Source organism: Bordetella sp. 02P26C-1 (assembly GCF_009763255.1).
Lineage (GTDB): Bacteria > Pseudomonadota > Gammaproteobacteria > Burkholderiales > Burkholderiaceae_B > Bordetella_A.
In genome coordinates, this window is record NZ_WSJB01000010.1 from 43820 (window position 1) to 58584 (window position 14765).

Sequence of the window (14765 nt, forward strand, 5' to 3'; positions counted from 1 at the left end):
TTAAATCTCGCCGTGCGCGTGGCGGCGGGTGATGTCTTCCAGGATGACGAGCGCGGCTTCTACCGTGAAGTCGCCCTCGTCGATGCGACGCAGAGCCTCGGCCACGCTGATCTGTTCAATTTCCATGACCTCGCCATCCTGGTTCACCGGGCATGTGCCGGCCGGCAACACGCAGGTGCTGGTGAGAATGTCCTCGACCTGATAACCCTCCGGCAGGCGACGGTGCATGCGCAATACCGTGCGCAACGGCGTACGGGCCGCGAGACTGTCGGGCGAGAGGCCGGCTTCTTCCGCGCATTCGCGCAATAGTGCGTGTTCCAGATCTTCCTGACTGCTGGCTAAACCGCCAACCAGCGTGTCCCACATGCCGGGATCGGTGGATTTACTCAACGCACGACGCGCGACCCACAATTCACCGTCCGGCGTCCAGGCATTCAGATGCACGGCGCGGGTCAATAGACCCAGGGGCCGCATGGCGGCGCGTTCGATCATGCCGAGCCGGGTGTCCATGGCGAATACATCCATGAGCTCATTACGCCAGCCGCGCAGGCAGTCGGCTTCGCGCAGCGTCTGTGCAACCCGAGCAAGCAATGCGTCCAGCTCGGCGCCCACGGGCAGCCCTGTTCCAATGCGCAGCGCATCGGGTTGCACTTGTACGCCAGCCAGCTGGCTGAGCGCATCGCAGGCGGCGTGCGTGGCCCACCCACAGCAATGGTCGGCAATATAGAGCGGGCGCGCTAATTCTGGCGGCGGCTCTTGTACGCGCTCGGCTAACCGCGTGTAGCGCGCGGACCAATGGGCGTCGTTGTCAATCGGGGCATATAACATGGGTGGATTTTAGTGCACACGGCCAACGCCGGCGCGCGCCGGATCGATGTTGTTGTGTATGATGCTGGAGCGTGAGATAACACCGGAAGGGGCGTCCGCTATAATTCCGAGGTTAGGGATTCAGGCCGGCCGCCGTCTCTGGGTCCAAGTCGCACCTGCCGTCTTAATAATTGCGAGCATTCCGTCCGCTGCAGCATCCCGGCCCGGAAGAGCCCGCAACATGTTTCGGAGTAAGCATGAAGAAGTGGTGGAGAGGGGTACTAAGCGTTTGTGGTTTGCTGTTTAGCTGTGCCGTCGGCGCGAAAGTGGAAAATATGCCCGGCGGACCCAAGGTTGATCAGCTCAACCTTCCCGAAGGCGTGACGCAGATCGCGCAGGATGTGATGTGGCTTCACTGGCTGCTGCTGACGATATGCGGCCTGATTTTCATTGGCGTCTTTGGCGTCATGTTCTATTCGATCTGGGCGCACCGCAAATCGCGCGGTCACCAGGCCTCCACTTTTCATGAGCATCTGGGCGTTGAAGTCGCCTGGACGGTTATCCCTTTCATTATTGTGATTGCCATGGCCCTGCCCGCTACGCGGACGGTGGTTGCCATGAAGGACACTTCCAGCTCGGACATGACGGTCAAGGTTACGGGCTACCAATGGAAATGGGGCTACGAGTACCTTGATGGCCCAGCGAGTGGAGTGAAGTTCCTGGCCACCCTGTCCACGCCTCGCGCGCAGATCGAGAATCGCGAGCCCAAGGGTCTGTATTACCTGATGGAGACCGATAACCATCTGGTCGTGCCCGTCGACAAGAAGATTCGTGTCGTGGTGACCGCTGCCGACGTGATTCACTCGTGGATGGTCCCCGACTTTGGTGTGAAGCAGGATGCGATCCCCGGCTTTTTGCGCGATACCTGGTTCCGCGCGGAGAAGCCCGGCATTTATCGCGGTCAGTGCGCGGAGCTGTGCGGCAAGGATCACGCCTTTATGCCTATCGTGGTCGAAGTGCTGCCGCAAGATAAGTTCGACGCGTGGGCCGAAGAACAGAAAAAGAAAATGGCGGCCAACGCGGACGATCCCAACAAGGAATGGACCGCGGAAGAACTCATCGCGCGAGGCGAAAAGGTCTATGCCGCCAACTGTGTGGCCTGTCACCAGGCTAACGGTAAAGGCGTACCTGGCTCCTTTCCGGCCCTGGATGGCGACAAAACCGTCTTAGGTCCCAAAGACGCACAACTCGATGTCGTGCTGCACGGCCGGCCCGGAACGGCGATGGCCGCGTTCGGCGGTCAGTTGAATGACGTCGAAATCGCCGCTGTCGTCACCTATACCCGCAACGCCTGGAGCAACGCAGGCAAGGGCGAAGACCCCGTGGTTCAGCCCAAGGACTCGGTCGCTAAGCGCTGATCGCTAGCCCGTCCTTGAAGCGCAGAACCCGTTACGAGACATCACCGGACTCTCGCACGAGTCCGGCAAAGAGTAGGAAGGAGTCGATCATGAGCAGCGTCACTGTAGACCACGTCGCGCCGGGCCACGGGCACAGCCACGGCCACGATGACCACGATGACCATCACCACGCCATTCCGACAGGATGGCGACGTTGGCTGTTTGCGACCAACCACAAAGACATCGGGACGATGTATCTCATCTTCTCGTTCGTCATGTTGCTCGAGGGTGGCACGCTCGCCCTGCTCTTGCGCACGGAATTGTTCGAACCGGGTATTCAGTTCTTTCAGCCGGAACTCTTTAACCAGTTCACCACGATGCACGGACTCATCATGGTGTTCGGCGCGATCATGCCGGCCTTTGTGGGCTTTGCGAACTGGATGATTCCGCTGCAGATCGGCGCCTCGGATATGGCGTTCGCGCGGATGAATAACTTCAGCTTCTGGTTGCTGCCAGTGGCGGGCATCATGCTGACGGCGTCGTTCTTCGTGCCCGGTGGCGCGACGGCGGCAGGCTGGACCTTATATGCGCCGCTGTCCACGCAGATGGGTCCCGGCATGGATCTGGCCATCTTCGCGGTGCACATCATGGGCGCCTCGTCCATCATGGGCGCGATCAACGTGATCGTCACGATCCTCAACATGCGTGCCCCGGGCATGACGTTGATGAAGATGCCGCTGTTTTGCTGGACGTGGTTGATCACGGCTTTCCTCTTGATCGCGGTGATGCCGGTGCTGGCCGCGGCGATCACGATGCTACTGACGGATCGCCATTTCGGCACCGGGTTCTTTAATGCCGCCGCGGGCGGCGACCCCGTGCTGTATCAGCACGTGTTCTGGTTCTTCGGGCACCCCGAGGTTTACATCATGATCTTGCCGGCGTTCGGGATCGTGTCGGCCATCGTGCCCGCGTTCTCGCGCAAGAAGTTGTTCGGCTATGCCTCGATGGTTTATGCGACCTCGGCCATCGCGGTGCTGTCCTTTATCGTGTGGGCGCACCACATGTTCACCACCGGCATGCCGATCACCGGTCAGCTGTATTTCATGTACGCCACCATGCTGATCTCCATCCCCACCGGGGTGAAGGTGTTTAACTGGGTGGCCACGATGTGGCGCGGTTCGATGACGTTCGAGACGCCGATGTTGTTCTCGATCGGGTTTATCTTCGTGTTCACGATCGGCGGCTTCACGGGCCTGATTCTGTCGGTGGCGCCTATCGATATTCAAGTCCACGATACCTATTACGTGGTGGCGCACTTCCACTACGTGCTGGTGGCGGGTTCGCTCTTCGCGTTGTTCGCGGGCGCCTATTACTGGGTGCCGAAGTGGACCGGCCGCATGTACAACGAAAAGCTGGGCAAGCTGCATTTCTGGTCGACGCTGATTTCGTTTAACGTGACCTTCTTCCCGATGCACTTTCTGGGTCTGGCTGGCATGCCGCGTCGTTATGTGGATTATGCGGCGCAGTTCACGACCTTCCACCAGATCGCGACGATTGGCGCGTTCTGGTTTGGCATCTCGCAGTTGCTCTTCCTCTACATCATGCTGCAGTGCTATCGCGGCAAGGGTGCAATCGCGCCGGCCAAGCCGTGGGAAGGTGCCGAGGGTCTGGAATGGACGGTGCCGTCGCCGGCGCCCTTCCATACCTTCGAGACGCCGCCCGAGGTGAAGTAAACACAAGAGGCGATAGTCATGACTCCGGAGCAACGCCGTCGTAATAAGAAAGTTGCGCTGATCTTGGTGGCGCTGGTGGTGGCGTTGTTCGCCTGGACGTTCTTTCGCGGCTCCGTGGTGTTTACCAAATAGGTGCTGCGATGACCCAAGACATCCGTGATGCTTCGCGACGCAAGCTGAGCTTTTTTCAAACGCTCAAAGCCGTGTTGTGGGGAATGTTCGGCGTGCGTCGCGGGTCGGGTTATCAAGAGGATGCGGCCAAGCTTAACCCCGTGCATCTGATCATCGCGGGCATCTTGGCAGGCGTGATTTTTGTATTGGTGCTAATCGCGATCGTGCGATGGGCCGTGGCGAGTTTGAGCTAAGGAGACGACCATGAGTGCAAGCCACTCGGTTCATGTGAAAGAGGCGCCTTACTACTACGTACCCGCGGATTCCGCGCACCCCGTGCGCACAGCGGTCTGTCTGTTGGCGATGGGCTTGGGCGCGGCGGCTTGGATTAACCAGGTCGGCTGGGGCAAGTGGGTCGTGCTGGTGGGCTTTCTGGGTCTGATCACCTCGCTCTATTACTGGTTTGGCGATGCGATACAGGAATCGGAAACCGGCCTGAACAGCAGACGCATCGATGTGTCGTATCGATGGAGCATGAGCTGGTTCATCTTTTCCGAGGTCATGTTCTTTGCGGCGTTTTTCGGCGCGCTCTGGTATGTGCGTACGATCACGACGCCATGGCTGGGTGACTTGGATCACCGCTTGATGCTGTGGCCGGATTTTCAGGCGGCGTGGCCGAACTTCGGGCCGGCCGGGGTGGTCGAGCCGTTCCAGACCGTGGGCCCGTTCTGGCTGCCGACCATCAATACCGCGTTGCTGCTGACCTCGGGTGTCACGCTGACCATCGCGCACCATGCGCTGCGTGAGGACCATCGTCGCAAGGCGATCTTCTGGTTGTTCGCCACGGTGGCGCTTGGTTTTATCTTCGTGGTGTGCCAGGCGTATGAGTACCGTCACGCTATTTACGACCTGAACCTGAAATTCAGCTCTGGCGCGTATGGGTCGCTGTTTTACATGCTGACTGGCTTTCACGGCTTTCACGTGATCATTGGCGCGACCATGCTGACGGTGATCATGATCCGTCTGATGCGCGGCCACTTCACCCCTCAGCATCACTTCGGCTTTGAGGGCGCGGCGTGGTACTGGCACTTCGTGGACGTGGTGTGGCTGGGCCTGTACTTGTTTGTCTACTGGTTCTAAGCGAACACGGGCGTCACCGTGGCATCGGGGTGGCGCCTACGGGCACGCTCCGCGGGCTGCGCCAGGCGCAGCCACGCAGACGGGCGCAGCCCGGCAGTGATCAGCGAAAACCGGTACTCTCTATCCAGCCCATGTGGTGGGCGAACAGCACAAACAAAAACAGGACCACCGATAACCCGATGCGTACCGTCAATGCGTTGACCGTACGATTGGTGGTGCCCTTATCCTTCATCAAGTAAAACAGCGCAGACGCCAGACTGGCCAGAATACCGATGAATGCCAAGACGACAACAATGCGCATTTTGGCCTCCGGGGTAAAACGGAATTATTGCAGACATGGCTCATTCAGTACGGCGTATCTTGTTAACTTTGGTACTGCTGGGCCTGGTCGTCGCGCTGTGTGTTTCGTTGGGGGCATGGCAGCTGCGTCGCGCGGACGAACGTCTGGCCACGGCCGAGCGCATTGAGGCAGGCCGGGCGCAGACGCCCGTGGTGCTTAGAGCAAGCACGCCCGATACGGAGCTTACCGCCTGGCGGCCGGCGCGGGTCGCGGGACAATGGCTGAATCAATTCACCATCTTGCTGGATAACCGTAACCAGCACGGCAAACCCGGCTACTGGCTTGCCACGCCGATGCTGCTTGCCGGGCGCGATGAAGTCGCGGTGCTGGTGCTGCGCGGATGGCTGCCTCGGACCTTGGGTGCGAATGCGGGCGTGCGTCAGCTTCCCGATCTGCCACCGACGCCAGACGGCGTCCAGACCATCGTGGGCGAGATGTATCCCCACGTGCCGCGCTTGTTTGAATTATGGTCATTGGGCTCAGACAAACAGGGTCAGTTGCCGGCGACCTTGCCTGCCGCGGACGGCATCCCACAGTTGCAGAATCTGGAATTGGCCGACTACTCCAAGGCCACGGGATTGCGGCTGCTGCCCGTGGTTCTGATGCAGACCGAGGGCGAGGACGCGCTGGTGCGCGATTGGCCCCAGCCGTCCGTCGACTATCACCAGAATCGCGGCTATGCACTGCAGTGGTTTTCATTCGCGGCAATTGCCGCGATCGCGGCCTTGGTGCTGGCCTGGCGCACCTGGCGGCGGCCGTGAGGGCGCCCAGGATTTTGGAACTTTCCCCCGATCAACGACTCTGTCGATGCTGGCTCCCATAGGAAGATACACGTGGCGCAAATGAATCTCACCGGTCCTGCGAAGAAGCGATCGCTCACGCCGCTGGTATTGGTATTGCTGTGTTGCCTTGCGCCCGTCGTGGCGGCTTTTCTCGTCTATAGCAACCCGCAATGGTGGCCGGATCAGTCCAGCAACTATGGCACCCTGGTCGAGCCGCAGCGCCCCATGCCGGGCCCAGATGCGCTGCAATTGACTACACTAGAGGGCGAGCCCTTTGACCTGAATAGTCTGAAGGGCAAATGGCTGCTAGTCAGCGCAGGCGAGGCCGCGTGTCCCGAATCCTGCGCCCGCCAGTTGTTCATCACCCGTAATTCGCATGCCAGCCAAGGCAAGAATGTCGACCGGCTGGCGCGTGTCTGGTTCATCACCGATGACGGCCAGGTGCCTGAGAAGGTCCTGCAAGCCTACCAGGGCACGATCATGCTGCGGGCCAAGCCTGAACAACTGGCGCGTTTTCTGCTGCCCGCAGAGGCACCACCCCGCCCGGCGAGCCCGTCGGCCGATTCACCTGTACGCTCTGTTTCATTGTCCCAAGCTGTTTCTTCACCCGCCGGTCCGTCCGCCCTCGCCGCTGCGCAAGCATTGTCAGGTCCTATCTGGGTCATCGACCCGCTAGGCAATCTGATGCTGCAGTTCCCGGCCGAGGCCGATGGGGTGCGAGTACGCAAGGACATTAGCAAGCTTGTGTATAACTCGCGCATTGGTTAACGCCGCGTCGCTATGCAATCCATCAAAGAACGTTATCGCAAACTGGTGTTTTTCACCTGGTTCCTGACCCTCGATCTGATCATGTTCGGCGCGTTTGTGCGCCTGACGGATTCGGGCCTGGGTTGTCCCGATTGGCCGGGGTGTTATGGCAGCGTCACGCCCATTGGCGCGCTCAGTGACATCCATCAAGCCGCGCAAGCCATGCCTTATGGCCCGGTGACACTGTCCAAGGCGTGGATCGAGATGATTCATCGCTATGTCGGCGCGTTCTTAGGGATGTTGATCATCGCGATTGTGTGGATGGCGTGGCGATACCGGCGTGAATTGGGTCGCTCCCCCGTGCTCGCGGTCGTGACGTTGATCGCGGTGTGTGTGCAGGGGGCGTTCGGCGCTTGGACGGTGACGCACAAACTCATGCCCGCCGTGGTGACGCTGCATTTGGTGCTGGGGCTGTCGCTATTGGCCTTGATGACGTGGCTATCCGCGCGCGAGCGGGTGCATGATCCCGTGCCTGTCAGCGCCAAGCGCTGGCGACCGTGGCTGATTGTCGGACTGGCGCTATTGGCGGTGCAAATCGCGTTGGGCGGGTGGGTAAGCACTAACTATGCTGCGCTGGCTTGTCTGGATTTCCCGACCTGTCACGGGGAATGGGTGCCCGAGATGGATTTCGCGGGCGGGTTCTCTGTGATCCGGGGCTTGGGCGAGCTGCCTTCGGGTGAAATGATTTCCCAGCATGCGCTGACGGCGATCCACTGGGTACACCGCAATTTCGCCTTTATCGTGCTGGTTTATCTCGGTGCGCTGGCGTGGCGATTGCGCGGCGTGTCGGGATTACGGGGTCCGGCTACGCTGATGCTGGCGTTGTTGGGCGCACAGTTGTTGACGGGTCTGACGACGATTTTCTTCCAGTGGCCATTGTTGATTGCGGTGTTACATAACGGCGGTGCGGCGGGCCTGACGCTGGTGAGCGTGGTCATCCTGGTGCGTCTGGCCAACGCGGGCCGTGCGCCGTCGGCCGGATCGGCGCCGGGCGTTTAAAATAGCTCCCATGTCTAGTCTTGCCGCTCCTCAATCCGGCCTGTTGCGCCAGTATCTCGTGCTGACCAAGCCGCGCGTAACGCAGCTGGCTGTGTTCTGCGCCGTCATCGGTATGTTCCTGGCCGTGCCGGGGATGCCCGATCTGGGCCGCGTTGTCTTCGGGACCGTGGGTATCTGGTTATTGGCGGCCGCCGCCTTTGCAATCAACTGCCTGATCGAGCAGGAGGTAGATGCGCGCATGCTGCGCACCGCCCGCCGCGCCACCGCGCGCGGCACGATTTCCGCTACCCAGGTGATTTTGCTGTCCGGGTTGCTGGGCGGCGCCGGCATGCTGGTGTTGTATCACCTGGTGAATCCCTTGACGATGTGGCTCACTTTCGCCACGTTCGTGGGCTACGCGATCATCTACACCATCATTCTCAAGCCACGCACGCCCCAAAACATCGTGATTGGCGGGATATCGGGCGCGATGCCGCCCGCGCTGGGCTGGGCGGCGGTGGCCGATGCCGTGCCCGCCCAGGCATGGGCACTGGTCTTAATTATCTTTATTTGGACGCCCCCGCATTTCTGGGCGCTGGCGCTGTATCGCCGCCACGATTATGTGAAATCGGGGCTGCCCATGTTGCCAGTCACGCATGGCGAGGAATACACGCGACTGCAGATCCTGCTGTATAGCTTGGCGCTGGTGGCCTCGACGGTCTTGCCGTTTATCGTGCGCATGAGCGGCTGGTTCTATCTGGTGTGCGCGCTGGTGCTGGGTGCGATGTTTGTCAGCTACGCGTGGCGGTTGTACCGTCAGTACAGCGACGAGTTGGCGCGTCGCCTGTTCCGGTTCTCGATCCTATATCTGTCGTTGTTGTTCGCCGCCTTATTGGTGGACCACTGGGCCGGCTTGTTGCTTTGACCTGGGAGATCCCATTCATGTCCGTGTTTTCCGCCCTACGCCGCACGTTATTGCGCGGCGCGGCCCTTATGCTTGCCGCCGGCGTGCTGGCCGGTTGCAGCGAGCCCGAAGCAAAATTCCAGGGTAGCGACATCACCGGGACTCACCTGGGCCGCGCGATGGCCCTGACCGATCAAAACGGCGAAAAGCGCACGATCGAGGGCTTGGCCGGCAAGGTGGTGGTGGTGTTTTTCGGGTTCACCCAGTGTCCGGACGTATGCCCCACGGCCTTGGCTGAGCTCTCGCAAGTCATGCAGAAGCTTGGCCCGGACGCCGATCGCGTGCAGGTGCTGATGGTGACCGTCGATCCCGAGCGTGACACCCCGGAGATCCTGAAGCAATACGTGACGAGCTTCGACCCACGCTTTCTCGGCTTGACGGGTACGCCCGCCGAGATTCGCGCGGCGGCGGCATCGTTCAAAGCGTATTACGCCAAAATCCCCACCGAGGGGGACAACTACACCATGGACCATACCGCCGCCTTCTATCTCTTTGATCCGAAAGGCGAATCGCGGGTCTTGCTTGGCAATAGCCTGGGCGCCGACGCGATGGCGCACGATATCAAGCTGTTGTTGGACTCGAAATAAGCGCGGACGCTCGCTTGTCGCGGCGGGCGGCCGGCAGAACGCCCCTCTAGTTTGCCGTGGCCGGTCGGGTATTGCGCCATGCTTCGTAGGCCGCGCGCGCTTCGGGCGTCAGTTCATCGGGCGGCAGCTCGCGCCGGTGGCCCACGATCATCAAGGCGTAGGGCGTGGCCAGGGCTGCCGCTTCGCGGCACAGGCGCGATTCCTCCCCGCGCGAGGGCTCTCTTTCACGCCAGTAATTGATGGCCTGTTCCAGTTCGGGTAGAGAGATGGGAGAATTCATGCGTCTATTGTCCCAGAATCGCTCGGGCCTGACTCCTTGCAGCTTGCAAAGCGTCACCTTCGCAACAGGGCGATACTTCCGCGCACCGCCTTTGGCAGCTTGCTGCAATCGAGCGTAATATCGGCATCTGCACACGGTGACGGATCATCTTTCTGGCGAGCGGCAACTGGCCTGCCCCTGCTGCCTCGGGGCGCTGTCGCGCCGCGGATGACAGCCGCCTCCTACTGCCTGCTATCGGAGACTGTATGACTACGTCCAAATCGAATCCGTTCGTGCTGCCTGGCCTCGGGCAGGAGGGAGACCTCGCCGGTAACCCGTTTTTGGCCAGCATGGAAATGATGCGCAACGCGTGGGCCGGATTGACCGGCCCGGGTGGGTTGGCGCAGTCCTTGCCGATGGCGCCGCCCATGAATCTCGAAGACCTGGAGCGTCGCATCAACGAGCTGCGCTCCGTCGAAAGCTGGCTGCGGATGAACTTGTCCATGTTGAGCAGCGCGATCCAGGGTATGGAGGTGCAGCGTTCAACGATTGCGACGCTGCGTTCTTTCGTGGCCGCCGGTGCGAATGCGGACGGGCCGTCTCCGCTGGAAGTCGTGCTGGGACTCAAGCCTGGCAAAGACGCGGCCCCGCCTTTCGCTGCGCCCAAATCTGAGCCCGAACCCCAGCCGCCGGAGACGCCGACCGGCAGTGAAGGCGCCAGCGCAGCCGATCCGATGGCCCAGGCTGCGCAGTCAGCGTCGCAAGCGTGGTGGAATTTGCTGCAGCAGCAGTTCAACCAGATCGCTACCGCGACCGCCGCCAGCATGCCGGCCACGCCGCAGGCCGGGGCACCCGCAGCGGGCGCTGACGCGCCATCGGCTGCTTCCGACGCCGCGCCGCGCAAGCGCGCCCCGCGTAAAACCGCGGCCAAGCGCGCAACCAACACTCGTAAATCCTAATCTTCCCCGTTGGGGACGGGGCGCGTGCCTGCTGTGCGTGCCTCGATTATTGCTGATCCACTTATGCTTAACGTCGTTATCCTCGCTGCCGGTCTCGGTAAACGCATGCAGTCTGATCTGCCCAAGGTCTTGCACCCGCTGGCCGGTAAACCCATGCTCGAACATGTGGTCGACAGCGCCACAGAGCTGAATCCCGGCCGCATCGTCGTCGTGGTGGGTCATGGTGCCGAGCGTGTGCGCAGCGCGTTCGAGGGCCGCGAGGGACTGAGCTTTGCCCTGCAACAACCGCAGCAAGGCACGGGCCATGCCGTGCAGCAAGCCGTTCCGCTTTTGGGCGAAGACGGCAATAACGATGTGACGTTGGTGCTATACGGCGATGTGCCGCTGGTGCAGCCAGAAACGCTCAAGCGTCTGCTCGATGCGCGCGGTGACGGCGCGGCCGTGCTGACGGAGATCCTCGACGATGCAACGGGCTATGGCCGTATCGTGCGCGATGCGCAAGGCCAAGTCGCGCGTATTGTCGAGCATAAGGACGCCAACGACGAAGAGCGCGCGATTCGCGAGGTCAATACCGGCATTCTGGTGGCCCCGACGGCCAAACTGAAAGACTGGCTCAGCCGCATCGACAACAACAATGCGCAAGGCGAGTATTACCTGACCGATGTGGTGGGCCTGGCCGTCGCCGACGGCGTGGCAGTGGGCGCCGCACACCCGGCCGCGGGTTGGGAAACGCTGGGCGTAAACAGTCGCGTGCAACAGGCCGAGCTGGAGCGCCGCTATCAGTATGAACAAGCGCGTCGCCTGTTAGAGGCCGGCGTCACGCTCATGGACCCCGCCCGTTTCGATGTGCGAGGTTCCCTCGCCTGCGGACGCGATGTCGTGATCGATGTGGGGTGCGTGTTCGAAGGCAAGGTGGAGTTGGCAGACGGCGTGCGCGTCGGACCACATTGTGTGCTGCGCGATGTCTCGATCGGCCCCGGTACGCAGATCGAAGCGTTCAGTCACCTGCAACGGGCGGTGGTGGGCGGGGACGCCCGCATTGGTCCCTATGCGCGCCTGCGTCCCGGCGCCAAGCTCGGCGATCGTACCCATGTCGGTAATTTTGTCGAGATCAAAAACAGCGTGCTCGACGTCGATAGCAAGGCGAATCATCTGGCCTATATCGGTGATGCCGATGTGGGCGCGCGCGTCAACGTCGGTGCAGGCACCATCACTTGCAACTACGATGGCGTGAACAAATTCCGTACGACGATCGAAGACGATGCGTTTATCGGATCGGATACGCAACTTGTCGCACCCGTACGCGTGGGACGCGGCGCCACCCTGGGGGCGGGAACTACGCTGACTGAAGACGCACCAGCGGGCAAGCTCACGCTATCACGCGCCCGTCAAACCACTATCGAGGGTTGGCAGCGTCCGCAGAAGAAATCGTGAGTTCGAACACGTCAAACTGCGCGCAGTCGCGCGGCGCCAAGGAACGTCAGGCTTTGCCTGACGGTTTGCCCACGCCGCGCCGCCACTATGCGGCGGCAACCGTCCTGGTGGGCATCAGCATGTCGGTGCTCGACACCTCGATCGCCAACGTGGCATTGCCCACCATCGCGGCAGACTTGCATGCACAGCCCTCGCAGGCAGTTTGGGTCGTCAACGCGTATAACCTCGCGGTGGTGATGCTGTTGTTGCCGCTATCCGCGGTGGCAGAGCGCGTGGGCTTTCGCCGGATGTTTACGGTGGGCTTGGCGTTGTTTGCGATCGCGTCGTTGTGTGGCGCGTTGTCGCAGACGCTTTGGCATCTGACGGCGGCGCGCGTGGTGCAAGGCATAGGCGCGGCATCGCTGATGTGCATGTTTGGCGGTCTGGTGCGCAATATCTACCCGTTGCGTATGCTGGGCCGAGGTATCAGCATTAACGCAACGACTGTCGCGATCATGTCGGTGCTTGGGCCGACGGTAGGATCGATCATCCTCGATGTGGCGCATTGGCGGTGGATCTTCGCGATCAATATTCCCATCAGTGTGGGCGTCATGTTTGGCTTGCGTTATTTGCCCGAGGTGCCCCGTAGCGTCGGACGTCTGGATTGGAGCAGCGCCTTGCTTTGCATGGTGACGTTGGGCGTTTTTATCACCGGCGTTGATATGCTGGGGCAAAGTCCCTGGCGTGGCGTCGCGCTGATCACGCTGTCTGTCATCGCGGGGGGCATACTGGTGCGGCGCGCGAGCCATCAGACCGCGCCACTTGTGCCCGTGGACTTGTTGCGTATCCGGCCTGTTGCGTTCGCCGTGGGAGCGTCGGTATGTACATTTGCCGCGCAGATGGCGGCCTTTGTGTCGCTACCGTTTTACTTTCAGCAGGTGCTGGGACGTCCCTATCTAGAGGTGGGTTTGTTGATGGGCGCTTGGCCAATAGGTACGGCCATCGTCGCGCCGTTTGCCGGTCGTTTATCCGACCGTTATTCCGCTGCGATATTGAGCGGCGTGGGTGCTGGCGCGATGACATTGGGATTAGCGGCGCTCGCCATGCTGCCATTGAGTGCGCATAACGGCGTCATCATGGCCGCGATGGGTTTGACCGGAATGGGGTTCGGATTTTTCCAAACGCCTAACAATCGCGCGATGCTGTCATCGGCGCCGCGCCAACGCAGTGGTGCGGCCGGCGGAATGCAGGCGACGACGCGTGTGTTCGGTCAAAGCTTCGGTACGGCTTTGGTGGCAATTGCGTTCAGCGTGGGCGGCGCGAATGGTTCTACCGTCGCACTCGTGCTTGCCACGTTGTGCGCGGCGGTGGCCATCGCGGTGAACTCTGTGCGGGCGAACAAGCTACGCGTTGAATGATGAAGGTCTTGCAACTGAATTTCGAAAAAGGCTGGCGCGGCGGTGAGCGTCAAACGCTCTACTGCATGCGTGCGTTTCGTGCGGCGGGGCATGATGTAGAAGTGTTATGCCGCGCGGGCGCGCCGCTTGAGGCGCGTTGCAAGGAAGAAGGCTTTGTCACGCATGGCGTGCGTAACGTGCCGGCGCAGCTCGCGTATCTGGCGCGGGCGGGTCGGCACTACGACATCATCCACGCCCAGACGGCGAACACCGTTACGTGGGCAGTGTTGACCAAAGCCTTCCACGGCCGCCCGGTGGTGTTTTCGCGTCGTACATCATTCGAAGTCGAACCCGGTGACCAGTGGAAGACCGGCGCGAAATGGCGCCGCGTGGATGGCTTTGTCGCGATCAGCGAGATGGCCGCGGCCGAGCCCAGACGTTTAGGCTTGCAGCCCGTGATCATCCGCAGTGCTGTTGAGCCCCACGCCATCGACCATGCGAATGTCGATCGCTTAGTGGCCGAACTGGGGTTGCAGGGCAAAAAGGTATTGGCTACCTCGGCGGCGCTGATTCACGATAAAGATCCGCTCACGTTGATACGCGCGGTGGGTGAGTTGGCGCGCACGCGTCGTGATTTTGTGTTTGTGCACTTTGGCGCGGGCGGTGATCGCGAGGCGCAGGCGCGCGCGGAAGTCCAAGCCTTAGGGTTGCAAGACGTCTACCTGTTCGCGGGTTTTCGCAAGGGTGTGGAAGACTTCTACAGCATCTTTGACGTGTTCGTGATGAGCTCCATCGAAGAAGCGCTCGGCAGCAGTGTGCTGGACGCTTTTCTGCAACGCGTACCGGTCGTGTCTACGGACGCTGGTGGCCTAAAAGAAAGTCTGGCCGATGGTCGTGGCGTGTTGTGTCCGGTTGGCGATGTGCAAGCGTTAGCGAGTGGCATGGCGCGTTGTCTGGACGATGCTGCGTTCCGCGACGCGTGCACGCAGCGTGCGTACGACTATGTTCGTAGCGAGCATGATGTGACAGAGATGGGGCGGCGTTATTTAGCACTGTTCGAACGTCTGCTTGCGCAACGTTGAGGCGCAACG

Annotated in this window: 17 protein-coding genes; 14 read left to right on the forward strand and 3 right to left on the reverse strand. The window is 61.1% G+C overall.

Annotated elements, in window-relative coordinates:
* Positions 1-828 carry an NUDIX hydrolase gene (locus GOQ28_RS05875; RefSeq protein ID WP_160355786.1) on the reverse strand — a complete coding sequence of 276 codons (828 nt, stop codon included), beginning with the start codon at positions 826-828 and terminating at the stop codon, positions 1-3.
* A gap of 236 nt (positions 829-1064) precedes the next feature.
* Between GOQ28_RS05875 and coxB the strand changes: the two genes are divergently transcribed.
* From coxB to GOQ28_RS05895, 5 genes are all read left to right on the forward strand, one after another.
* Positions 1065-2225 carry a cytochrome c oxidase subunit II gene (gene coxB, locus GOQ28_RS05880; protein ID WP_160351076.1) on the forward strand — a complete coding sequence of 387 codons (1161 nt, stop codon included), beginning with the start codon at positions 1065-1067 and terminating at the stop codon, positions 2223-2225.
* 89 nt (positions 2226-2314) lie between these two features.
* Positions 2315-3937 (forward strand): cytochrome c oxidase subunit I, encoded by a 1623-nt coding sequence (ctaD, locus tag GOQ28_RS05885; protein WP_160355787.1) that lies wholly within the window; start codon positions 2315-2317, stop codon positions 3935-3937.
* 18 nt (positions 3938-3955) lie between these two features.
* On the forward strand, positions 3956-4069 hold the full coding sequence (locus GOQ28_RS18595; RefSeq protein WP_236844245.1) for a cytochrome oxidase small assembly protein: 114 nt from the start codon (positions 3956-3958) through the stop codon (positions 4067-4069).
* An 8-nt stretch (positions 4070-4077) separates the two neighbouring features.
* Positions 4078-4302 carry a DUF2970 domain-containing protein gene (locus GOQ28_RS05890; protein ID WP_160351074.1) on the forward strand — a complete coding sequence of 75 codons (225 nt, stop codon included), beginning with the start codon at positions 4078-4080 and terminating at the stop codon, positions 4300-4302.
* Between the two features lie 10 nt (positions 4303-4312).
* On the forward strand, positions 4313-5188 hold the full coding sequence (locus GOQ28_RS05895; protein WP_160351073.1) for a cytochrome c oxidase subunit 3: 876 nt from the start codon (positions 4313-4315) through the stop codon (positions 5186-5188).
* A gap of 100 nt (positions 5189-5288) precedes the next feature.
* Here the strand turns inward: GOQ28_RS05895 and GOQ28_RS05900 are convergent, their stop codons facing one another.
* Positions 5289-5489 (reverse strand): twin transmembrane helix small protein, encoded by a 201-nt coding sequence (locus GOQ28_RS05900; RefSeq protein ID WP_160355788.1) that lies wholly within the window; start codon positions 5487-5489, stop codon positions 5289-5291.
* Positions 5490-5524: 35 nt separating this feature from the next.
* Here GOQ28_RS05900 and GOQ28_RS05905 point away from each other — a divergent pair, with 35 nt between their 5' ends.
* The 5 genes from GOQ28_RS05905 to GOQ28_RS05925 all read left to right on the forward strand — a co-directional run bounded on the left by GOQ28_RS05905 (position 5525) and on the right by GOQ28_RS05925 (position 9646).
* On the forward strand, positions 5525-6289 hold the full coding sequence (locus GOQ28_RS05905) for an SURF1 family protein (protein ID WP_160355789.1): 765 nt from the start codon (positions 5525-5527) through the stop codon (positions 6287-6289).
* 81 nt (positions 6290-6370) lie between these two features.
* Positions 6371-7078, forward strand: a complete 708-nt coding sequence (locus GOQ28_RS05910) for an SCO family protein (RefSeq protein ID WP_160355790.1) — start codon at positions 6371-6373, stop codon at positions 7076-7078.
* Positions 7079-7090: 12 nt separating this feature from the next.
* Positions 7091-8116: a COX15/CtaA family protein gene (locus tag GOQ28_RS05915; protein WP_160355791.1), complete on the forward strand. Its 1026-nt coding sequence runs from the start codon at positions 7091-7093 to the stop codon at positions 8114-8116.
* A 10-nt stretch (positions 8117-8126) separates the two neighbouring features.
* Positions 8127-9020, forward strand: a complete 894-nt coding sequence (gene cyoE / locus GOQ28_RS05920; RefSeq protein ID WP_160355792.1) for a heme o synthase — start codon at positions 8127-8129, stop codon at positions 9018-9020.
* A 17-nt stretch (positions 9021-9037) separates the two neighbouring features.
* Complete coding sequence (locus GOQ28_RS05925; protein WP_160351067.1) at positions 9038-9646, forward strand: SCO family protein; 609 nt, start codon at positions 9038-9040, stop codon at positions 9644-9646.
* Between the two features lie 46 nt (positions 9647-9692).
* Here the strand turns inward: GOQ28_RS05925 and GOQ28_RS05930 are convergent, their stop codons facing one another.
* On the reverse strand, positions 9693-9926 hold the full coding sequence (locus tag GOQ28_RS05930) for a DUF3717 domain-containing protein (RefSeq protein ID WP_160351066.1): 234 nt from the start codon (positions 9924-9926) through the stop codon (positions 9693-9695).
* A gap of 245 nt (positions 9927-10171) precedes the next feature.
* Between GOQ28_RS05930 and GOQ28_RS05935 the strand changes: the two genes are divergently transcribed.
* The 4 genes from GOQ28_RS05935 to GOQ28_RS05950 all read left to right on the forward strand — a co-directional run bounded on the left by GOQ28_RS05935 (position 10172) and on the right by GOQ28_RS05950 (position 14756).
* Entirely contained in the window at positions 10172-10864 is a 693-nt protein-coding gene (locus GOQ28_RS05935) for a PhaM family polyhydroxyalkanoate granule multifunctional regulatory protein (RefSeq protein ID WP_160355793.1), read from the forward strand.
* Positions 10865-10927: 63 nt separating this feature from the next.
* Positions 10928-12298 carry a bifunctional UDP-N-acetylglucosamine diphosphorylase/glucosamine-1-phosphate N-acetyltransferase GlmU gene (glmU, locus tag GOQ28_RS05940; protein WP_160355794.1) on the forward strand — a complete coding sequence of 457 codons (1371 nt, stop codon included), beginning with the start codon at positions 10928-10930 and terminating at the stop codon, positions 12296-12298.
* On the forward strand, positions 12295-13695 hold the full coding sequence (locus tag GOQ28_RS05945; protein ID WP_336603744.1) for an MFS transporter: 1401 nt from the start codon (positions 12295-12297) through the stop codon (positions 13693-13695). The genes glmU and GOQ28_RS05945 overlap by 4 nt, the downstream gene beginning before the upstream one ends.
* Positions 13695-14756, forward strand: a complete 1062-nt coding sequence (locus tag GOQ28_RS05950; protein ID WP_160355935.1) for a glycosyltransferase family 4 protein — start codon at positions 13695-13697, stop codon at positions 14754-14756. Before GOQ28_RS05945 ends, GOQ28_RS05950 begins: the two co-directional genes overlap by 1 nt.
* The last annotated feature ends 9 nt before the right edge of the window (positions 14757-14765 follow it).